The 21,325-nt window shown below is 71.0% G+C and carries 17 protein-coding genes and 1 pseudogene; 13 read left to right on the top strand and 5 right to left on the bottom strand.

The window, feature by feature from the left end; translation table 11 throughout:
- Nucleotides 1–5 precede the first annotated feature (5 nt).
- From V2W30_RS32970 to V2W30_RS32960, 4 genes are all read left to right on the top strand, one after another.
- A complete protein-coding gene (locus V2W30_RS32970) occupies nt 6–2,684 on the top strand; it encodes an ABC transporter permease subunit (protein WP_338702209.1) in 2,679 nt (892 codons plus the stop codon).
- On the top strand, nt 2,681–3,277 hold the full coding sequence (locus tag V2W30_RS32965) for an ATP-binding cassette domain-containing protein (protein ID WP_425244624.1): 597 nt from the start codon (nt 2,681–2,683) through the stop codon (nt 3,275–3,277). The genes V2W30_RS32970 and V2W30_RS32965 overlap by 4 nt, the downstream gene beginning before the upstream one ends.
- Nucleotides 3,244–3,426 (top strand): hypothetical protein, encoded by a 183-nt coding sequence (locus tag V2W30_RS41720; RefSeq protein ID WP_425244623.1) that lies wholly within the window; start codon nt 3,244–3,246, stop codon nt 3,424–3,426. Before V2W30_RS32965 ends, V2W30_RS41720 begins: the two co-directional genes overlap by 34 nt.
- A gap of 186 nt (nt 3,427–3,612) precedes the next feature.
- Complete coding sequence (locus tag V2W30_RS32960) at nt 3,613–4,404, top strand: aldo/keto reductase (RefSeq protein WP_425244716.1); 792 nt, start codon at nt 3,613–3,615, stop codon at nt 4,402–4,404.
- Nucleotides 4,405–4,570: 166 nt separating this feature from the next.
- Here V2W30_RS32960 and V2W30_RS32955 read toward each other — a convergent pair whose 3' ends face one another.
- From V2W30_RS32955 to V2W30_RS32945, 3 genes are all read right to left on the bottom strand, one after another.
- Complete coding sequence (locus tag V2W30_RS32955) at nt 4,571–5,527, bottom strand: class I SAM-dependent methyltransferase (RefSeq protein WP_338703852.1); 957 nt, start codon at nt 5,525–5,527, stop codon at nt 4,571–4,573.
- Between the two features lie 220 nt (nt 5,528–5,747).
- Nucleotides 5,748–7,472, bottom strand: coding sequence for a glycoside hydrolase family 6 protein (locus V2W30_RS32950; protein ID WP_338702204.1), 1,725 nt, complete (start codon nt 7,470–7,472; stop codon nt 5,748–5,750).
- 49 nt (nt 7,473–7,521) lie between these two features.
- Nucleotides 7,522–9,003, bottom strand: coding sequence for a cellulase family glycosylhydrolase (locus V2W30_RS32945; RefSeq protein WP_338702202.1), 1,482 nt, complete (start codon nt 9,001–9,003; stop codon nt 7,522–7,524).
- A gap of 244 nt (nt 9,004–9,247) precedes the next feature.
- On the opposite strand from V2W30_RS32945, the gene V2W30_RS32940 reads away from it, so the two are divergent.
- From V2W30_RS32940 to V2W30_RS32910, 7 genes and pseudogenes are all read left to right on the top strand, one after another.
- Entirely contained in the window at nt 9,248–12,151 is a 2,904-nt protein-coding gene (locus V2W30_RS32940; protein WP_338702200.1) for a glycoside hydrolase family 48 protein, read from the top strand.
- A 135-nt stretch (nt 12,152–12,286) separates the two neighbouring features.
- A complete protein-coding gene (locus tag V2W30_RS32935; protein WP_338702198.1) occupies nt 12,287–14,959 on the top strand; it encodes a cellulose binding domain-containing protein in 2,673 nt (890 codons plus the stop codon).
- 193 nt (nt 14,960–15,152) lie between these two features.
- A complete protein-coding gene (locus V2W30_RS32930) occupies nt 15,153–15,653 on the top strand; it encodes a hypothetical protein (protein WP_338702196.1) in 501 nt (166 codons plus the stop codon).
- Between the two features lie 19 nt (nt 15,654–15,672).
- The gene (locus tag V2W30_RS32925; RefSeq protein ID WP_338702194.1) at nt 15,673–15,822 is read left to right on the top strand and encodes a hypothetical protein; all 150 of its coding nucleotides are present in this window, start codon (nt 15,673–15,675) and stop codon (nt 15,820–15,822) included.
- Nucleotides 15,823–15,927: 105 nt separating this feature from the next.
- A complete protein-coding gene (locus tag V2W30_RS32920) occupies nt 15,928–16,116 on the top strand; it encodes a CsbD family protein (RefSeq protein WP_338702193.1) in 189 nt (62 codons plus the stop codon).
- A gap of 151 nt (nt 16,117–16,267) precedes the next feature.
- Nucleotides 16,268–16,996, top strand: a complete 729-nt coding sequence (locus tag V2W30_RS32915) for a hypothetical protein (RefSeq protein ID WP_338702192.1) — start codon at nt 16,268–16,270, stop codon at nt 16,994–16,996.
- Between the two features lie 136 nt (nt 16,997–17,132).
- A pseudogene (locus tag V2W30_RS32910) lies at nt 17,133–17,534 on the top strand (DUF6221 family protein); the annotation flags it as partial.
- Nucleotides 17,535–17,621: 87 nt separating this feature from the next.
- On the opposite strand, the gene V2W30_RS32905 reads toward V2W30_RS32910, so the two are convergent.
- Nucleotides 17,622–18,551, bottom strand: a complete 930-nt coding sequence (locus V2W30_RS32905; protein WP_338702191.1) for a calcium-binding protein — start codon at nt 18,549–18,551, stop codon at nt 17,622–17,624.
- Nucleotides 18,552–18,881: 330 nt separating this feature from the next.
- On the opposite strand from V2W30_RS32905, the gene V2W30_RS32900 reads away from it, so the two are divergent.
- The gene (locus V2W30_RS32900; protein WP_338702189.1) at nt 18,882–19,007 is read left to right on the top strand and encodes a hypothetical protein; all 126 of its coding nucleotides are present in this window, start codon (nt 18,882–18,884) and stop codon (nt 19,005–19,007) included.
- The gene (locus tag V2W30_RS32895) at nt 19,004–19,306 is read left to right on the top strand and encodes a DUF6221 family protein (protein ID WP_338702187.1); all 303 of its coding nucleotides are present in this window, start codon (nt 19,004–19,006) and stop codon (nt 19,304–19,306) included. Before V2W30_RS32900 ends, V2W30_RS32895 begins: the two co-directional genes overlap by 4 nt.
- Nucleotides 19,307–19,440: 134 nt before the next feature.
- Here V2W30_RS32895 and V2W30_RS32890 read toward each other — a convergent pair whose 3' ends face one another.
- On the bottom strand, nt 19,441–21,318 hold the full coding sequence (locus V2W30_RS32890) for a rhamnogalacturonan lyase (RefSeq protein ID WP_338702185.1): 1,878 nt from the start codon (nt 21,316–21,318) through the stop codon (nt 19,441–19,443).
- Between the last annotated feature and the right edge of the window lie 7 nt (nt 21,319–21,325).

Below are 21,325 nucleotides of genomic sequence, written 5' to 3'. Positions count from 1 at the left end.
TTGAGATGGCCGACCTTCTCGCCTTCGTCCTGAGCGGTCTGGTGTCGGGCGCGCTGTACGCCCTGCTCGCGACCGGTCTCGTGCTGTCCTACTCGGCCTCCGGGCTGTTCAACTTCGCCCACGGCGCGACCGCGTTCCTGTGCGCCCTCGCCTTCTACGAACTCCACTCGGGCTTCGGCTGGCCAGCCGTGCCCACGGCGCTGCTCCTGGTCCTGGTCGTGGCGCCCCTGCTGGGATGGGGGCTCGACCGGCTGATGTTCCGGAAGCTGGCCCGGGTCGGGGAGAGCGCGCAGATCGTGGCGACGATCGGGCTGCTCGTCGCGCTGCCCGCTCTCGGGCTGTGGGTGGTGGAGCTCCTGGACGACGCGGGGGCGCCCCTCCTGCCCGCGGAGAACCAGTTCGGGCTGCCGGGCGTCGGGCCGAGTCCGGCGAAGAACTGGCAGCTGATGGACGGTGTCGGCATCGACTCCGACCAGCTGATCACCTGGGTGACGACCGCCGTGGTCGCGCTCGGTCTGTGGATCGTGCTGCGCCACACGGCACTCGGCCTGAAGCTGCGGGCCGCGGTCGACAACCGTTCGCTGGTGGAGTTGCGCGGGATGAGCGCGGACCGGCTCTCGTCGGTGGCGTGGATGATGTCGTCGGCCCTCGCGGGCCTGGCCGGGGTGCTCGCCACTCCCCTGCTCGGCCTGTCCTCGCACGACTTCACGCTGTTCCTGTTCGTGTCGGCGACGGCCGCGGTGCTCGGCCGGTTCCTGTCGATCCCGCTCGCGTTCGCGGGCGGGCTCGGGCTCGGGGTGCTCCAGAACCTGGTCGCCGGGTACGCGTCGTTCGCCGAGCGGATCACCGGGTTCCGTACGGCGGTGCCGTTCCTGATCCTGTTCGCCGGGCTCGTGCTGCTCACCCGGCGGCAGCGCACGGCGGGCACGGCAGCGGCCGACGCGCCGCCGGTCGACTATCTGGCGGGCCGGTCGTGGCTGCGCCGGTGGGGCCCGTGGGTGGTGGCGGCGGCCCTGACGGCGACGGCCTTCTACACGGTCACGACACCGTTCTGGAGCGGGATCCTCGCCCAGGGCCTCGCGATCTCCCTGGTGTTCCTGTCGTTCACCGTGGTGACCGGGCTCGGCGCGATGGTGTCCCTCGCGCAGGCGACGTTCGTGACGGGCGCGGCCCTGGTGGCCGGGCTGCTGATGAGCCACGGGTGGCCGTTCCTCGGGGCGGCGCTGGCCGGGACGTGCGCGGCGGCGGCCCTCGGCGCCCTGGTGGCGCTTCCGGCGCTGCGGCTCGGCGGGCGCTCGCTCGCCCTCGCGACACTCGCGCTGGCCTTCCTCGCCGACCAGGTCCTCTTCCAGATGGGCTGGTTGAGGAACGGCGACACCGGGTGGGAGATCCCGCGCCCCGTGTTCGGGCCCGTCGATCTCGGCGACGACCGGGCGATGGGCGTGGCCATGGTCGTGCTGTGTGTCGCCGGGGTGGCGGCGCTCGGCGCGCTGCGCGGGTCGCGGGCCGGGCGGGCGATGCTGGCGGTGCGTTCGGCGCCGGCCGCGGCGATGGCGTCCGGCGTCTCCGTCGTCCGCACGAAGCTGCTGCTGTTCACCGTCTCCGCGGGGCTCGCCGGGTTCGGCGGCGTGATGTACGCGTCGTACAACACCCGGATCACCGCGACGGACTTCACGGCGATGACCGGTCTGATCTGGCTCGCGGTGGTGGTCGCGGCGGGGGTGCGGCGTCCGCAGTTCGCGGTGGTCGCGGGCCTGACCTTCGCGGTCGTACCGCACCTCGTCAGCGACTACGTGACGGAGTCGGTCCAGCTCCCGGTGATCCTCTTCGGCCTCGCGGGACTCGCCCTCGCCAACGACCCCGACGGGTACTGCGCCGCGTTCTCGGTCCGCAGGCACCGCCGCAGGGCGGCCACCGTCACCGCCGTCGCACCCGGCACCGTGCCGCCGCCCGAGTCCGGGGCAGCGCTCCAACTCGCCGCCGTCCAGGCCGGATACGACGGCGCGCCCGTCCTGCTCGGTGTCGACCTCACGGTCCGCCCCGGCGAGATCGTCGCGCTGCTCGGACCGAACGGCGCCGGGAAGTCCACGACGTGCAAGGTGGCGGCCGGGCTCATGGCACCGCTCCAGGGACAGGTGTACGTCGCCGGGGAGGCGGTGGGCCGCGAGGGCGCGGTCCGCCGGGCGCGGTCCGGGGTGGTCCTCGCCCCCGAGGGCCGGGGTATCTTCCCCTCCCTCACGGTCGACGAGAACCTCGCCCTGCACCTCCCGCTCACGGCGGACCGGTCGGCGGTGTACGAGCGCTTCGCCGGGCTCGCCGCCCGCCGGGGAGTCCCGGCCGGTTCGCTCTCGGGCGGCGAGCAGCAGCTCCTCGCGCTCGCCCCGCTGCTGCACAGCCCGCCGCGCGTCCTGATCGCGGACGAGCCGTCGCTCGGTCTTGCGCCCCGCGTCGTCGACGAGGTGTACCGGCTCCTGGCCGAACTCCGCGACGCGGGCACGGGGTTGCTGCTCGTCGAGGAGAAGGCGTCCGAGATCCTCGGCGTCGCCGACACCGTGGCGTACCTCGCGCAGGGCCGGGTGACGTGGTGCGGGCCGCGCGACCAGGTCGAGGAGCGGCGGCTCACGGACGCGTATCTGGGCATGGCGCCGGCCGCGGGCCGGGCGGAGGAGGCGGGCCGGGCATGACCCACGTACTGGAGGCGGAGGCCGTCGGGGTGCGGTTCGGCGGGGTGCGGGCCCTGGACGGGGTGGGGCTGCGCCTCGCGGCGGGCGAGGTGTGCGGCCTGATCGGGCCGAACGGCGCGGGCAAGACGACCTTCTTCGACGTCGTCTCGGGCATCCGGCGCCCGGACACCGGCCGCGTCCTGCTCGACGGCACGGACATCACCCGCCGCTCGCCGGTGTGGCGGGCCCGGCACGGGATGCGCCGCACGTTCCAGCGCCAGCAGCTCTTCGGCCAGCTCACGGTGGCGGACAACCTGCTGGTCGCGCAGGAGTGGCGGCGCGGCGGCGCGGACGCCGACCGGGCGGGCGAGCTGCTGCGCTCCTGCGGCCTCGACGACCTCTCCCCGCCTACGCGGGCACGCTGCCGGTGGGCCGGGCGCGCATGGTGGAACTGGCGCGGGCGGCGGCCGACCGCCCGCGCGTCCTGCTCCTCGACGAGCCCGCATCGGGCATGGCGGCCGAGGAGCGGGCCCGGCTCGCGGCGGTGGTGCGGCAGCTCGCCGAGGAGGACGGGTGCGCGGTGCTGCTCGTCGAGCACAACGTGGCGTTCGTGATGGAGCTGTGCTCCCGGGTCGTGGTCCTCGACCTGGGCCGGGTCCTCGCCGAGGGAACCCCGGAGGAGGTGCGGGCGGACGACCGGGTTCGGGAGGCGTACCTGGGCACCGCGGCCGCCCAGCCCCCGGCACAGGGTTCACATACCTGACTCTCGTGCGGTTGTCCCACGTTCCCCACGCGTCCGTCCCGTGGCTGGCATGCTGGAATCGAGAATCCGCCCACAGGAATGCGCGTACTTCCGTGATCGTTGACCATGGGAGTACCAACCGACGAGTTAAAGGACCGACACCTCGTGAGCAAGGTTCCCCCGATCATCCTGAACAACGGCGTCGAGATGCCGCAGCTCGGCTTCGGTGTGTGGCAGGTGCCGGACGACGAGGCCGAGAAGGCCGTCGCGACGGCACTGGAGGCCGGGTACCGCAGCATCGACACCGCCGCCATCTACGGCAACGAAGAGGGCACCGGCAAGGCCGTCGCCGCGGCCGGCCTGCCCCGCGAGGAGCTCTTCGTCACGACGAAGCTGTGGAACGCCGACCAGGGCTACGACGCCACGCTGCGCGCGTTCGACACCTCGCTGGCCAAGCTGGGCCTGGACTACGTGGACCTGTACCTGATCCACTGGCCGCTGCCGTCCAAGGACACGTACGTGGACACGTACAAGGCGTTCGAGAAGATCCACGCCGACGGCCGCGCCCGCGCCATCGGCGTCTCGAACTTCCTCCCGGAGCACCTGGACCGTCTCACCTCGGAGACGAACATCATCCCCGCGGTGAACCAGATCGAGCTCCACCCGCACCTCCAGCAGCACGCCTCCCGCGAGAAGCACGCGGAGCTCGGCATCGCGACCGAGGCCTGGTCACCGCTCGGCCAGGGCAAGGGCCTCCTGGAGGTCCCGGCGATCATCGCCATCGCCCAGAAGCACGGCCGCACCCCGGCCCAGGTCGTCCTGCGCTGGCACGTCCAGCTCGGCAACGTCGTGATCCCCAAGTCCGTGACCCCGTCCCGGATCAAGGAGAACATCGACGTGTACGGCTTCGAGCTGGACCCCGAGGACCTCGGCGCGATCAGCGCGCTCAACGAGGACCGCCGGCTCGGCCCGGACCCGGCCACGTTCGACGTGGTGTGATCCGTCCGTAGCTGTGGGGCCACCGTCGCGGGTACGTCCGCGGCGGTGGCCCTTTCTCGGGCCGCGCCGGGGACGGCGGAGCCGCCCGATCCGGCCCTCACGCCCGCGCAACTCCAGTACGTGCTGGGCGAGTTCGGGCCGCACCGCGCGGAACCGGCGCGAAAGGCTAGGCGGGCTTCACCGCGGTGTGCACCGTGTGGGCGAGGAGCAGGAACAGGTCGGCCCGCCGGTGCAGGCTCCGCAGGTCGGCCGGGTCGAGGAGGCGGTCCAGGGTGGCGAGGTCGTCGGCGGCCATGACCTCGGCGGCCGCTTCCCGGCGCCGGGTCCACAGCTCCACCACCAGGTCGCGGGCGTCGGGCGCCAGCGGTGCGGGCAGGTCGAGGAGGAAGGTGCGGCTGGTCGCGCCGGTCAGGCCCGCGTCCGTCAGGAGCTCCGCCCAGTCCTCGGTGTCCGGCTCGGCGCCCGGCAGCGACGCGCGCATCGCGGCGAACCAGTCCTCCTCCAGCGCGTCGGCGCGCGCCTGGAGTCCGGGGCGGCCGAGGCCGAAGTCACGGGGCAGGCAGCGCCACGGCAGGCCGCCCTCGACGAGCGCGAGGGTGCCGCCGGGGGCGAGCCGGCCGGCCAGCGCGGCGACCGCGGCCCGCTGGTCGCCGACGTGGTGCAGGGAGCGGGCGGCCCAGATGAGGTCGGCCGACGGCAACGCGTCGATGGCGTCCGGGAGTTCGACGCGCAGTGTGCTGATCCGGTCGCCGAGGCCGGCCTCCGCGGCGCGCTCGGCGGCGCGGGTGAGCAGCTTCTCCTCCGGGTCCGCCGCGATCACGCGGGCGTCGGGGAACGCGGTGGCGAGCTGACGCGAGACGGCGCCGGGACCGCTGCCCGCGTCGACGATCAGGCCGGTGCCCGCGGGGCGCTCGGCGCGCAGCCAGTCCAGGGCCTGGGTGTAGAGCGGCCGGTAGACCTCGGCGTTGCTCTCCAGGTGCGGGATCAGGGCGACCCAGTCCAGGTCCGTGTGGTCGTGGTGGTGGCCGTGGGCCGCCCCCTGCCGACCGTGGCCTCCCTGGTGACCGTGTCCGTCCTGCTCGTGCTGCTGGTGCTGCCCGTGCTCTTCGTGGCCGTGTGCCATCGCCTGATCGCCGTCCTTCATGCCTGTGCCGTGCCTGCCGTCGCGCGTTCTCCAGGGTGCGCGGCATCGCACACACAAGCAAGCCGCCTTGCTGTTTCCGCAAAGACGGGTGGTCCTCTGTGGTCGGGACCCCTGTTGCCCGAGGCGACCCGGCAGGCCACCGCAGGTGATCCGGCGCGCACGCCCGGCCCCCGCGGGTGCGGGGGCCGGACGGTCCCGGTTACAGCGCCGGGTACGCGTTCTTCATCAGTTCCTGGAACTGGGCGGAGAACCAGTGCCCGGACACCGGCGCGTTCGGCAGCGCCCCGGACAGGTGGTTGTTGTTGCGCGGGTTGCCCGTGTACGTCGGGTCGCACATGCGGTCGAAGCCCTTGCCCTCGTCGTTGTCGATGGCGGTGCTCGAACCGTCGGACTCACCCGGCGGCTTCATCCACACGTAGGCGTCGATGCCGGTGGCGGGGTTGGCCTGCGGCCGCTCACCGAGGCCGGCTCCGCTCTGGTTGCACCAGTTGCCGAGGTGGATGCGGCGGTCGTAGCGCCCGCCGTCCACGTACGTGTCGACATCGGTCGTGGCCCCCGGACCCGTGGGCCGGGCGGTGCCGCCCCAGCCGTTGCGGGAGGTGTCGATCAGCATGCCGAGGTTCTGGTCGAAGCCGAGCGAGACGAGCTTGGTGCGCATGGCCTGGGCGTACGAGAGCTCGTCCGTGTAGCGGTTCCAGTCCACCCACTTCGACTCGCGCACGGACTTGCCGGCGACCGTGTCGCCGATCGCGAAGTTGTTCTCCTTGAGGGCGCTGTAGTTGGCCGTGTTCACGATGAAGCCGTGGACGTCGGAGAGCTTGGCGCCGTTGCTGGACGCGGTGGTCTTGAACAGCTCGGCGGAGGCGCCGAAGTTGTCGTCCCAGCCGAGCCAGCCGTGGTGGCCCGCGTCGATGTAGTTGTAGACGTTCGGGATGTCACCGAGCTTGTCGAGGGCGTAGCCGACGCCCTTCTGGTAGTTGCCGTTCGCCTTCATCACGTCGCAGTTGGGGGTGGCCGTGGGGCGGCCGCTGACGTTGGTGACGAGGTTGGGCAGCGAGTCGATCTCGATCGTCGTGACGATGCGCAGGGCCGCGTACTTGGGGTCGGCGAGGATCGCGGCGATCGGGTCGATGAAGTCGCTCTTGTACTTGTCGATGTCGGTGGGGCCGAGTTCACCGTTGGAGGCGAGCGCGGCGCAGTCGCGGCCGGGGAGGTCGTAGACGACGAGCTGGACGACTTCTTCGCCGCTGCCCTTCTGGGTGAGGGCGGCGTCGAGGTGGTCGCGCAGGCCCATGCCGTCACCGACGCCGTCGATCGCGGCGATGCGGTCGAGCCAGACGCCGGTGGGCTGGTTCGCGACGCGGTCGCCGCCGGGTTCGGCCTTGGCCTTCGCGGCCCACTCCGGGTTCACGTACACCTTGGCGCCCGCGTACGGGTTGTCGACGCGGCCCGTCGGGTCCGGATCGGGGTCGGGGTCCGGCGGAGTGGTGTCCTCGTTGCAGGTGACGCCGTTCAGCTTGAACGTGGTGGGCAGCGCGTTGCTACCGCTGTACGTGCCGTTGAAGCCGAAGGAGGTGGAGCCGCCGGTGGCGAGGGCGCCGTTGTACGAGAGGCTCTTGGCGGTGACGGCGGTGCCGGACTGGGAGATGTCGGCGTTCCAGCCGCTGCTGACCTTCTGGTTGCCCGCGAAGGACCAGGTCAGGTTCCAACTGGTGGTCGCCGCGCCGTTGTTGGTGACGGTGACGGCGGTGGTGAAGCCGGTGTCCCACTGGTTCTGGACCTTGTAGTCGACGGTGCAGCCGGTGGCGGCAGCGGCGGCGCCGAGGTCGGCGGGCAGCGCGGCGGCGGTGCCCACGCAGGCGGCGCCGGAGAGGACGAGTGCGGCGAGCAGGGCGGTGCCCGCTCTGGTTCTGGTACGGCTCATGGGGTGCTTTGTCCCTTTCGATTCTGTGGTGCTGTGGGGGTGTGCGGGGCTAGCCGTTCAGGGCCCGCAGGTGATCGCGGAGCCCGATTCCGTACGCCGTCGGTGTGCCGTCGTACGCACTGATGAGGGACGGTCCCGAGGAGCAGTCCCAGGTGTTCCAGGTCCAGCCGAGGTACGACAGCTTGCGGTCGTCGAACCACTTCATGACCCGGTCGATGAACCCGTGCGAGCAGGTGTTCTCGCCGATCTCCCCTGCCACCAGCGGGACCTGGGCCGCGACGGGCGCGAGCGTGGAGTCCCAGCAGCTCTCGGTGGCGCAGGTGTTGAAGTTGTAGACGTGCCAGGCCGCGGCGAGATTGCCGGCCGGGTCGTCGGGCTTGTGCTGGAGCCACTGGCCGAGGTCGTTGGAGTAGGCGAGGCCGCCCGCCAGGATCAGGTTGGAGGCGCCCGCCGCGCGCACGGCGTCGACGAGGTCCTGCATGCCGGCGACCTCGTAGCCGATCCCGGGGCAGGTGCCGCCGTCCTTCCAGCAGGCCCATGCCTCGGTCTGGCTGGAGGTGGCGCGGTCCGGGTACGGCTCGTTGAACAGGTCGAAGGCGACCGCCGGATCGTTCTTGAAGGTGCTCGCGACCGAGGACCAGAAGCTGGGCGCGTACCGGGCGTCCGGCATCGGCTTCTGGCAGGTGGCGTGGACGTCCGAGCAGCCGGCGCTGTTGCCGGTGTACTGGCCGTACGACCAGTGCATCTCCAGGATCGGCGTCATACCGTGGGCCTTGACCTTGGTCACCAGCTCCTGGATGGCGGAGCGGTAGTTGGCACCTCCGTACTCGGGTTTGATGTTGTCGAGGCCGAGCCAGCACTCCTCGTTGAGCGGGATACGGACGGCGTTGGCCTTCCAGTCGGCGATGGCCTTGACGGCCGCGTCGTCGACCGGACCGTCGAAGATCCCGTAGCCCTGTACGCACATGAACTCGGCGCCGGAGCGGTTCACGCCGAGGATGCGGCGGGTGGCGCCGGACGCGTCGACGAGCTTGTTGCCGGAGACCTTCAGGGCCGGGGCGGTGCCGTCACCGGGGTCCGTGGGATCGGTCGGATCCGTGGGGTCCGTCGGGTCGGTGCCGTTCGTGGCGCAGGTGGTGCCGTTCAGCTTGAAGGCGGTGGGCACGGTGTTGGCGCCCGACCACGTACCGATGAAGCCGGCGGACACGCTCGCGCCGGTCGCGAGCGATCCGTTCCAGGACTCGTTGGCGGCGGTCACGGCCGTGCCGGACTGCGACCACTTGGCGCTCCAGCCCTGGGTGACCTTCTGACCGTCGGCGAAGGCGAAGGACAGGCTCCAACTGTCTCTCGCCGCGCCGTTGTTGGTGACCTTGACCGCCGCCTGGAAGCCGGTGTCCCACTGCCCGGTGACGGAGTACTCCACCGAGCAAGCGGGGGCAGCGGCGGACGCGGTGGTGCCGGTCACCGGGACGAGCGTGGCCGCGCCGAGGGCGCAGGCCACTAAAAGCGCAGAACGCGGGGGGTGTCGCATGAGCGACTCCTTGCAGCTCGGGCGTGACCGGAACGGGCCGGCACGTCGACTGATGGAATCGCTCCCACTGGTTGGTGGAGGACTGTAGAGAAAGAACTGCCGTCAAGCAACAGAGGAGTTGCCATTTTTCTCTGTCGAACTAATTCGACTCTTCAAGCCCCTTGACCCTGAATTCCCCCTTCCCCATCCTTGGGAGCGCTCCCACTGGTTCACAGGTTGTCGAGCCGCACCAGGAGGACCCCCCATGCCCAAGAGACCGGCCAGGCGGTTGTGGACCGCTGCGGCGGCCGCACTGGCACTACCGCTCGCCACCCTCGCGGCACTCCCAACTGACGCTCAGGCGGCGGCAGTTGAGTGCAGCGTCGACTACAGGACCAACGACTGGGGCTCCGGCTTCACGGCCGATCTGACGATCACCAACCGCGGCAGCGCGGCGATCGACGGCTGGACCCTCACCTACGCGTACACCGGTGACCAGAAACTCTCCAATGGCTGGAACGGAACCTGGTCGCAGTCCGGAAAGAACGTCACCGTGAAGGACGCCGGATACAACGCGAAGATCGCGGCCGGCGCCGCCACATCGACCGGGGCGCAATTCGCTTACAGTGGCTCGAATTCGGCCCCCACGAATTTCGCGATCAACGGCACGACCTGCGCGGGCGCCCATCAGCCGCCGGTCACGGTCCTCACCAGCCCCAAGGCCGGCGCGGTCTACACGGCCGGTGACGCGATCCCGCTGGCGGCCACCGCGGCGGCCGCGGACGGCGCCACCGTCGACAAGGTCGAGTTCTACGACGACACCACGCTGATCGGCACGGACACGTCCGCGCCGTTCGCCCTCGATACGGACGATCTCGCGTCCGGGACCCACTCCCTGTACGCGAAGGCGTACGACAGTCTGGGCGCGTCCGGCGAGTCGACCCCGGTCGGCATCACGGTCGCGGCCGGCCCCGCCCTGGTCGCGACGCCCGCCCAACTCGGCGTCCAGCAAGGCACGTCAGGCACCTTCGACGTCAAGCTCTCCACGCAGCCGACGGCGAACGTCACGGTGTCCGTGGCCCGCGCGAGCGGCAACACGGGCCTTTCGGTGTCGTCCGGCGCGAGCCTGACCTTCACCCCGTCGAACTGGAGCACGGCGCAGAAGGTGACCATCGCCGCCGACTCCTCCGGCACGGGCGCGGCCACCTTCGCGGTCACGGCACCCGGCCACACCAAGGCCGAGGTCACCGTCACGCAGCTCGCCGCGTCGACGACGTACGACGCGCGCTTCCTGGAGCTCTACGGGAAGATCACCAACCCGGCGAACGGCTACTTCTCGCCGGAGGGCATCCCGTACCACTCGGTCGAGACGCTGATCGTCGAGGCCCCGGACCAGGGCCACGAGACGACGTCGGAGGCCTACTCGTACCTGCTGTGGCTCCAGGCCATGTACGGGAAGGTGAGCGGCGACTGGTCGAAGTTCAACGGGGCGTGGGACCTCATGGAGAAGTACATGATCCCCACGCACGCGGACCAGCCGACGAACTCCTTCTACAACGCGTCCAAGCCGGCGACGTACGCCCCCGAGCACGATCTGCCGTCGCAGTACCCGGCGAAGCTGGACTCGTCGGTGTCGGTGGGCAGCGACCCGATCGCGGGTGAGCTGAAGAGCGCGTACGGCACGGACGACATCTACGGCATGCACTGGTTGCAGGACGTCGACAACGTCTACGGGTACGGCAACGAGCCCGGCAAGTGCGAGGCGGGTCCGACGGCGACCGGCCCGTCCTACATCAACACGTTCCAGCGCGGCGCCCAGGAGTCGGTGTGGGAGACGGTGCCGCAGCCGACCTGTGACGCCTTCAAGTACGGCGGCAAGAACGGGTACCTGGACCTGTTCACCGGTGACTCGTCCTACGCCAAGCAGTGGAAGTTCACCAACGCGCCGGACGCCGACGCGCGGGCCGTGCAGGCCGCGTACTGGGCGGACGTGTGGGCGAAGGAGCAGGGCAAGGGCTCCGCCGTGTCCGCGGCCGTGGGCAAGGCCGCCAAGATGGGTGACTACCTGCGGTACTCGATGTACGACAAGTACTTCAAGAAGGTGGGCAACTGCGTCGGCGCGACGACCTGCCCGGCCGGCACCGGCAAGGACGCCTCGCACTACCTGATGTCCTGGTACTACGCGTGGGGCGGCGCCACCGACAACTCGGCGGGCTGGTCCTGGCGGATCGGCTCCAGCCACACGCACGGCGGCTACCAGAACCCGCTCGCCGCGTACGCGCTGTCGTCCGTGGCCGACCTGAAGCCCAAGTCGGCGACCGGACAGGCCGATTGGGCCAAGTCGCTCGACCGGCAGCTGGAGTTCTACCGCTGGCTCCAGTCGGACGAGGGCGCCATCGCGGGCGGCGCCACCAACAGCTGGGGCGGCAGCTACGGCACCCCGCCGTCCGGCACGCCGACGTTCTACGGCATGTACTACGACGAGGCGCCGGTCTACCACGACCCGCCGTCCAACCAGTGGTTCGGCTTCCAGGCGTGGTCCATGGAGCGCGTCGCCGAGTACTACCACGAGTCGGGCGACGCGGACGCGAAGGCCGTCCTCGACAAGTGGGTCGACTGGGCCCTGTCGAAGACGACCATCAACCCGGACGGCACGTTCCGCATCCCGTCGACGCTCCAGTGGTCGGGCAAGCCGGACACCTGGAACGCGTCGACTCCCGGGGCCAACGCGGGACTTCACGTGACGGTCGCCGACTACACGGACGACGTGGGGGTCGCGGCGGCGTACGCCAAGACCCTCACGTACTACGCCGCCAAGTCGGGTGACACCGAGGCGAGGACGACGGCGAAGGCGCTGCTCGACGGCATGTGGGAGCACGACCGGGACGCGATCGGTATCGCGGTGCCCGAGACGCGGACGGACTACAGCCGGTTCGACGACGCCGTGTATGTGCCGAGCGGCTGGACCGGGACGATGCCCAACGGCGACACGATCGACTCGGCGTCGACGTTCGCCTCGCTGCGCTCCTTCTACAAGGACGACCCCAACTGGTCGAAGGTCGAGGCCTACTTGGCGGGCGGCGCGGCGCCGACGTTCACGTACCACCGGTTCTGGGCCCAGGCGGACATCGCGCTCGCCATGGGTTCATACGCGGAGCTGCTCGAATAACGCCCCGCGGCACAGCGGCTCCGTGCAGGACGGGCCGGGCGATCCTCCTCCCCGAGGGTCGTCCGGCCCGCTCCCCTGCCCTTCTCCGTCCCTCCCCTCTCCTCCCCCTCCCCCCCCTCACCCCCGGGACCCTCCATGCGCGCACCTCGAAGAACACGGCTGCTCTGCGCGGCCTTACTTGCCCTGACAGCAGGCCTCTTGACGGGCCATCAGTCACAGGCGGCCGAGTCTCCGTCGCCGAAGGCCACGTCGACGACACGGATCGCGGCCGACACGTACTCCTGGAAGAACGCCCGGATCGACGGCGGCGGCTTCGTCCCCGGCATCGTCTTCAACCGCTCCGAGGAGAACCTCGCGTACGCCCGTACCGACATCGGCGGTGCCTACCGCTGGGAGCAGGACACCAGGTCCTGGACGCCGCTGCTCGATGCGGTCGGCTGGGACGACTGGGGCCACACGGGCGTCGCCTCGCTCGCCACCGACTCCGTCGACCCGGACCAGGTGTACGCGGCCGTCGGCACGTACACGAACGACTGGGACCCGGGCAACGGCGCGGTACTGCGCTCCGCCGACCGCGGCGCGACCTGGAAGAAGACGGATCTCCCCTTCAAGCTGGGCGGCAACATGCCGGGCCGCGGCATGGGTGAGCGGCTCGCGATCGACCCGCACGACCACGACGTCCTGTACCTGGGGGCGCCCAGCGGCAAGGGCCTGTGGCGTTCGACGGACGCGGGTGTGACGTGGTCGCAGGTCACGGCGTTCCCCAACCCCGGCACCTATCGGCAGGACCCGTCCGACACGTCCGGCTACGCGTCCGACAACCAGGGCATCGCGTGGGTGACGTTCGACGAGTCGACGGGGTCCGGCACGGCCCGTACGAAGACGATCTACGTCGGGGTCGCCGACAAGGACAACGCGGTCTACCGCTCCACCGACGCGGGCGTCACCTGGGAGCGGGTGGCGGGCCAGCCCACCGGGTACCTCGCGCACAAGGGAGTCCTCGACGCGGAGAACGGCTTTCTCTACCTCGCGTACAGCGACAAGGGCGGCCCGTACGACGGCGGCAAGGGCCAGGTGTGGCGGTACGCGACGAAGACCGGCGAGTGGAAGAACATCAGCCCGGCCGCCGAGGCGGACACCTCCTACGGCTTCAGCGGCCTGACGATCGACCGGCAGCACCCGGGCACGGTCATGGTGTCGGGCTACAGCTCCTGGTGGCCGGACACGCTGATCTTCCGCTCGACGGACAGCGGCGGTACGTGGACTAAGGCGTGGGACTACACCGCGTACCCGACCCGCGCGAACCGCTACACGATGGACGTCTCGTCCGTGCCGTGGCTGACCTGGGGCGCGAACCCGACGCCGCCCGAGCAGTCGCCGAAGCTGGGCTGGATGACGGAGGCGCTGGAGATCGACCCGTTCGACTCGAACCGGATGATGTACGGGACGGGCGCGACGGTCTACGGCACCGAGGACCTGGGCAAGTGGGACACCGGCGGCACCTTCTCGATCACCCCCATGGTCAAGGGACTTGAAGAGACGTCGGTCAGCGACATCGCGTCCCCGCCGACCGGCGCGCCGCTCCTGAGCGCGCTCGGTGACATCGGCGGCTTCCGCCACACGGACCTCACCAAGGTCCCCTCGATGATGTTCACGTCCCCGAACTTCACGTCCTCCACGAGCCTGGACTTCGCCGAGTCGAAGCCGGACGTGGTGGTGCGGGCCGGAAACGTCGACTCGGGCGCGCACGTCGCCCTCTCGAACGACAACGGCGCCGACTGGTACGCGGCCGGCGCCGATCCGGCGGGCGTCACGGGCGGCGGCACGGTCGCGGCGTCGGCGGACGGCGGCCGGTTCGTGTGGAGCCCGGACGGTGCGGGCGTGCAGACCGGCACGGGGGCGTCGTGGACGGCGTCGAGCGGGGTGCCTGCGGGCGCGGTGGTCGAGTCGGACCGCTCGTCCGCGTCGACCTTCTACGCGTTCAAGTCCGGTACCTTCTACGCGAGTTCGGACGGCGGGGCCACGTTCACGGCGAAGGCGTCGAGCGGGCTGCCGACGGACGGGCCCGTGCGGTTCAAGGCGGTGCCGGGCGCGAAGGGCGACATCTGGCTGGCGGGCGGCTCGACGAAGGGCGCGTACGGCCTGTGGCACTCGACGGACGGCGGCGCGACGTTCACCAAGCTGTCGAACGTGGAACAGGCCGACACGATCGGCTTCGGCAAGGCGGCGCCCGGCGCCACGTACCAGACGCTGTACGCGAGCGCGAAGATCGGCGGCGTGCGCGGCATCTTCCGCTCGACGGACGCGGGCGCGTCCTGGACCCGTGTCAACGACGACGCGCACCAGTGGGGCTGGACGGGTGCGGCGATCACGGGCGACCCGCGCGTGTACGGCCGGGTGTACGTGTCGACGAACGGCCGGGGTGTCATCTACGGCGACTCCGCCGACAGGTCGACGCCGCCGGGCGACGGTGGCGGTGACGGCACCGCGGCCTGCACGGTCACGTACACGATCACGAACGAGTGGCCGGGCGGCTTCCAGGCCGACGTGACGCTGAGGAACACGGGCACGGCGACGTGGGGCGCGTGGTCCCTGGGCTGGACGTTCCCCGACGGCCAGAAGGTCACACAGGCGTGGAACGCGCGGGCGAGCCAGTCCGGCGCCGCGGTCACGGCGAAGAACGTCGACTGGAACGGAAAGGTGGTGGCGGGTTCGTCGGTGGGCTTCGGCTTCACGGGCAGCCGCTCGGCGACGAACGGCAAGCCCTCGGCGTTCACGCTGGACGGCAAGAGCTGCGCGACCGGCTGATCGCACGGTTGCAGGTGTCGGACGGCCGGGCCAGGAGGTGGCCCGGCCGTCCGTCATGCCTGAGCGGGCACCCCCCGGAAGATGCATAGGTCACAAGTACATCACTCAACCTTCACACCTTCTCCACAAGCGGCCTGGCGGGCACTAGCCTCTCCCCCTCACCATCCGTCGCACCGCCGTCCAGGGGGACCTCATGAGCCATCCGTACACGCCTGTTCCACCGGCGGGACCCGGTCCGCGCCCGGCCGCGAAGTGGGCGCGCAAGCGCTTCGTCCTGCCCGCGATAGGCGTCGCGTTCCTCCTCGGCGGCGCCATCGGGACGAGCGGGGACGGGGGCGACGGAGGCAGCGCCAAGCCGGCGGCCGCCCAGGTCAGGCCGACCACCACCATCACCACGACGGCCACGGCCACCGCCACGGAACGGGCCACGCCCGAGCCGGCTCCGACCGTCACGGCCACGGAGACCGTGAAGGTCAGGGTCACCGTCACGCCGCGGCCCGCCGCGGGCTCCGGGGGCGACGACTCCGCTGACGCCGCGAGCGGCACCTGCTCGATCGTGTCGAACTCCGGGAACTGCTACGCGGCCGGACAGTACTGCCGCAACAGCGACCACGGCGCCGCCACCACGACGGCGAGCGGCGCCGCGATCACCTGCCGGTACCGCTCGAACGCCTGGCGCTGGAGCTACAGCTGAGGCCGGACGGCTGACGAGCGTGGCGTCGTGGCCGTCGGTTCCGCACCGCGCGCGGCCGTCCTCGACTAACCGGGCCGTCCCCGGGCAGGAGGAACCCATGAAGATACTGATCATCCTCGTCGTCCTCGCCGTCGCCGCCGTCTGGTTCATCAAGTCGCGCCGCGGCTGACCCCGTCTCCCGGATCTGCGGACGCACGCTCCGTCATCCTTCCGGATGCGGCCCCGGCCACCCCCTCGTAGCGTGAGAGGCTCCCTCCCCCCACAAGGAGCAGTCATGGGCGAGAACGCCATGGACAAGGCAAAAGGCAAGGCCAAAGAGATGGTCGGCAAGGCCACCGGCAACGAGCGGATGAAGACCGAGGGCCAGGTCGACCAGGCCAAGGCGGACGTGGCGAAGGCCGGGGAGAAGGCCAAGGGCAAGGCCGAAGGGCTGCGCGACTCGCTGCGCAACGACGACGAGTAGAGACACGCGGCCACGCGCCCTCCCCGCCCGGCGGGGAGGGCGCGTCGTCATGTCGGCGCCGGTGGCCGTACCGTCGCACCCCCCCACCGCCTGCACGGTTCCACCACATGTGGTCTACCGTGTTCCGGCTAGCTCAACTGTGGGGGGACTCATGCGCGTTCGCGCTACCGCGGCCACGGCCGCTCTGCTTCTTGCCGCTCTGACCGCATGCGGTGGCGGCAGCGACGACACGGTCGATTCGAAGCCGTCCGCGGCGAAGAAGTCGACGAAGAAGGTCGACTGCACCGACGAGGGCCTGAGCCAGGCCGAGTGGATGAAGTTCTGTTCCGAAGAGGGCGGCGGTGCCAGCGCCGGCCCCGAAGAGGGCGCGGGGACCGGCGGCGACGGCACGGCCGGTGCGAGCAAGCTGGCCTGGGGGAAGCCGGCCAGCACGACGGGCGATCAGGACTCCGACACCGGGGGCACGCTCGAGGTGACGCCGACGACGATCACGTATCGGGCGGAGGCGATGGCCGGTACGTCGGTGAACGGAACGTTCGCCATCATCACCGTCAAGGACAAGGCTGTCGGTGACACGGCCGCCGCGGAGTCCGCCCCGGCCGGCGGCGGAGGGTGGCAGTGGATCGCACCCGACGGTCAGGCCCTGGACGAAGGGGAGAACGACGCGTCGAGCATCACGCCCCAGGGCTTCACCGGTGGCGGCACGGTGCGGGCCGGTTCGTGGGCTTGGCGCACGATCGCGTTCGACATCTCCGAGGAGCAGCGCGGCGGCAAGCTCGTCTACACGGACGGCACGGGCCAGTCGTTCCAATGGCAGGCGCCGGCCGAGGAGACCGGTCCGGAGCTCGCCGAGCTGAAGAAGGGCATGGAAGGCGCGTAGGAGAAGTACGGCGAGTACGAGGCGTACGAGAAGGTCTCCGGGTTGTTCGTGGTGCGGACAGCGATCCGGGACGCCGACCCGTCCGAAGACGGACACCCGCGTGAGACGATGCGGCTCATGACCATCGGCGTCCCCCATGAGCGCGCCCGCGGCCTCCGCGTCCGCATCGACGGCGAGAGCCGCACCCGGGGGGAGTCGTCCGATGGGTGACTTCGTCCGGTGGCTCGGCGCCCAGCTCGATGAGGACGCGCGCCGGGCGAGCAGCTGGCACACCCTCGACTGCGACATCCACGCCTACCTCGCGGGCGACGCGGACTCCGTGAAGGCGGCCATGTCGATGTTCCACGAAGCCCCGGGTGCCGTCTGCGACTGTGGGCTCCCGGCTCGGGTGCTGCGGGAGATCGGCGCCAAACGGCAGCTGATCGCCCTGCACGCGTCGGACGGCGAGGTGTGCGGGGCCTGCGGCGTGCGGGGCGAGGAGCCGTCCCACCCCTGCGTCACGCTTCGTCTGGTCGCCGCGCCCTACGCGGACCGGCCCGGCTTCCGCGAGGGTGGCGGCCGTGACGCGCGCCGCGTTCCCGCGGGAACGCGGCGCGCGTCACGGCCTGTTCGCCTGCCGGTGGGCTCAGCGCACGTCCACGCAGTCACCGGTGGCGGTGACCGGCGGCGTGGTGGTGGTGCCCTCGAACTTGTAGCGGTAGCAGCGGTCGGTGGTGGCGGTGCGCGTCTGCTTCTCGACGCCCGCCAGGCTGCCGGTGCCGGTGATGTGGCTGCTGGTGGTGGCGTACGAGCCGGTCAGCGAACGCTCCTGGAGGCGGACGGTCTGCTGGGTGTAGCCCGCGTACTTGTGGGTGTCCCAGTTGGCGCGCTCCAGCTTGCCGGTGATCGTGATCGTCTTGCCCTTGGCGACGGGCTCGGGGGCCGCGTTGTTGCTCAGCCGGGACCAGCGCTTGAGGTACCAGGTCTTGGCGTTGTCGTTGTCCACGTCGGGGGTCGCGTCGGTGATCGCCCAGAGGCGGACCTTCCAGGCCCCGGCGTCCTCGTTCGTCAGGAGGCTCTGGGGGTCGATCTTGAAGGTGGCCGTGCAGTGGTACGTGGCGCCGTCGGACGCGACGCAGGGGTCGGTGTCCGCGTCGAACTGCTCGGAGTTGAGGAACTGCTCGAGCCCGTCCTCGGTGTCGGTGCCGCGCCAGATCGACGCGTGGCTGCCGTAGAGCTTCGTGCCGCCGCTGACCGTCCACTTCACGGTGATCGTCTGCGTGTTCGCCGTACCGACGCGGGCGCTGTCGCCGCCGTTGACGGTGATGTTGGAGACGACGGTGGCGTCGTCGGCGGCCGCGGCCAGGGTCTTGGCCTTGGGGGCGGCGTCCTTCGCCGCCACCGTGTCGGCGAACGCAGTCCTGCTCTGCTCCAGCGCCTCGTCCGCGTCGGTCCCGCCGGCCGTCGCGGACGGGGTGACGAGCAGGCCGACGGCGAGCCCGGAGGCGGCCAGTGCGCTGACGCCGAGGATCACCTTCTTGCGGGACGTCACCTTGCTGCGGGAGTGCTGGGACACGAGGAGGCTCCGTATCGCTGTCGATGGGCGGACGCGGATCACCGGTCACGGATCACGGGCGGACCCACATCACGCACGGCCAGGGCGGCCGCACCGTTTTGATCGGCGACGGAGCGAAAAGGTTGTACGCGAGAGGCAGTTGGGGCTTGTGGGATACGTCACCCAGCGGCGTCGCCGGGTGACGTCGCCGTCGTCGGTGTCGATGACCTGGATGCTCCCGGCGACTCCGCGCCCGATCCGCTTGGCCGGGAGGGATGCGGACGATCGTGCCGTTCGCCGTCTCGTAGTTGATGAGGGGTGACTACGCCCGCGCCCGCATACAGTCAGCCCGTGCCGCCGAAGCAGCCGAAGACACCGCCCCGCCAGATCCGCGGCGGGGACACCTGGTACGACTTCGACGCCGCCGCGAAGGCGACGGGCACCGAGCGTGCGGCCCCGGGCCCGGCTGATGGATGACCTGCCGGTGGCTCCTGCCGCAGGGTCGGTGGCTCCACCGGCGGGACGACGACGGGGCCGCGGTGGTTGCCGACGAGTCGGGGCGCGTCATCGTCCCCGTCGACCGCGCCACGGACGAGAGCGCCGGAATCCACATCGCCGAACATGATCCGATGCGGGTACTGGAAGAGGTCACCGCGAAGACCAGGCTGATCGCATGGGCACTCAAGCAGCCCGCCGGCACGACCGAGAAGGTGCTGCGCCTCATCGCTGAGACGTACAGGCACCGACCCGGCCACCGAGCGGAGTGGCGCCCCTGATCCCCCGGCCCGCCCCGCCCCACTCCGACACCGGTGGCGCACGCGCGTCATGTCTGGGCAGGGGCGGCCGGTGCTCGGCGAGCTCCGGCCGCCTCGCTGGGTGACCTCGTTCTCAGGGCGTGCCGGTCACGTCCTCACGGCGTCGTGATCGTCGGGCGTGGTGCCGTCGGCATGCCGTCCCCGATGAAGAAGCTCGGGTGCGGTGGCTGGTTGTACGCGGTGTTCTGCCAGGCGAGCGCCGTGCGGTACATCGTGTCGTGGAGGAGGGTCGTGATGCGGGTGCTGGTCTCGACCGGGGTCGAGTAGACGCGCAGGGCCGTGTTGTCCGTCGTCGGCCACACGACCTCCTCGCGCCAGTCGCCGAGGATGTCGCCGGACAGGGACGGCGTGGCCTTCGTCGAGTTGTTGGAGTGGACGCCGGAACCGGTCAGCAGGCGGGTGTCCGCGGACGGGCCGTACTTGTCGAGGTGCGTGCCGTCGAGGAGTTCACGGGTGGTGTCGCCGTCCCACCAGGACAGGAAGTTCGTCGAGGACGGCTTGTGCGTGCTGACGACCGTGCCCTTGGTGTTGCGGATGCCCGACTCGGCCGACGACCAGGATTCGGCGCCCGCGCTGCCGGACCAGATGTCGCCGGAGACACCGCGCCCGTTGTCGCCGTTCGCGGGGGTCGACCACAGGACCGTGCCGGTCTTCGCGTCGGCCATCCAGGACGACGGCTTGGAACTGTCCTCGTCGACCTTGAACTCCTCCAGGCCCGCGCGGGACGGGTCGAGGTCGCCGACGTGCATCGCGTCGCCGTGGCCGTTCTTCGTGGTCCACAGGCCCGAGCCGTTGTCGTCGACGGCCATCGCGCCGTAGACGATCTCGTCCTTGCCGTCGCCGTCGACGTCCGCGACGGAGAGCTGGTGGTTGCCCTGCCCGTCGTACCCCTTGCCGGTGTTCGTCGAGGAGTTGGTGTCGAAGGTCCAGCGGCGGGTGAACTTCCCGTCGCGCCAGTCCCACGCCGCGACGACCGTCCGCGTGTAGTAGCCGCGCGCCATGATCAGGGAGGGGCGGGCGCCGTCGAGATAGGCCGTACCGGCGAGGAAGCGGTCCACGCGGTTGCCGTACGAGTCGCCCCACGACGACACCGTGCCGCGCGCGGGGACGTAGTCGACGGAGCCCAGGGCCGCGCCGGTCCCGCCGTCGAACATCGTCAGGTACTCGGGGCCCGACAGGACGTAGCCGCTGGAGTTGCGGTGGTCGGCGGACGAGCTGCCGATGACCGCGCCCTTGCCGTCGGTCGTCCCGTCGGACGTCTTCATGGCGACCTCGGCCCTGCCGTCGCCGTCGTAGTCGTACACCTGGAACTGTGTGTAGTGCGCGCCCGAGCGGATGTTCTTCCCGAGGTCGACGCGCCACATCCGCGTGCCGTCGAGCTTGATCGCGTCGACGACGGTGTTGCCGGTGTAGCCGGACTGGGAGTTGTCCTTGGCGTTCGTGGGCTGCCACTTGAGGACGAACTCGAGGACGCCGTCGCCGTCGAGATCGCCGACCGACGCGTCGTTCGCCTCGTACGTGTACGCCACCCCGTCGGGGGTCGTGCCGCCCCCGGGCGGGGTGATCGGTACGTCCTTGTAGCCCGAGCGGAACTGGATCGCGTGCGGGGAATCCGCCTGCTCGGTGCCGTTGACGACCGCGCGGACCGTGTAGTCGGCGGAGCTGGGCGCGCCGGAGTGGAAGAAGTTCGTGGAGCCGGTGACGGGCGTGGAGTTGACCTTCGTACCGGCGCGGTAGACGTTGAAGGACACGGTGTCCGGGTCGGTGCCGAGCCACCGCCACGTGACCAGGTTCCCCGCGTCGGTGTGCACGCTGACCAGGCCGCGGTCGAGCGCTTCGGCCTGCCGGGCGGTGGCGGCGGAGGCGTCGTCACCGGGCAGGACGGCGATCCCGGTTCCGGCCAGGGCCGCGGCGGCGGTCGCGGCGAGCAGCGGACGGCGGCGTCTGCGGTGGGGGCGGTGCGGACGGGGCATGCGGGCT

It is taken from the genome of Streptomyces sp. Q6 (assembly GCF_036967205.1).
Lineage (GTDB): Bacteria > Actinomycetota > Actinomycetes > Streptomycetales > Streptomycetaceae > Streptomyces > Streptomyces citrinus.
This window is presented reverse-complemented; position numbering and strand designations above follow the sequence as displayed.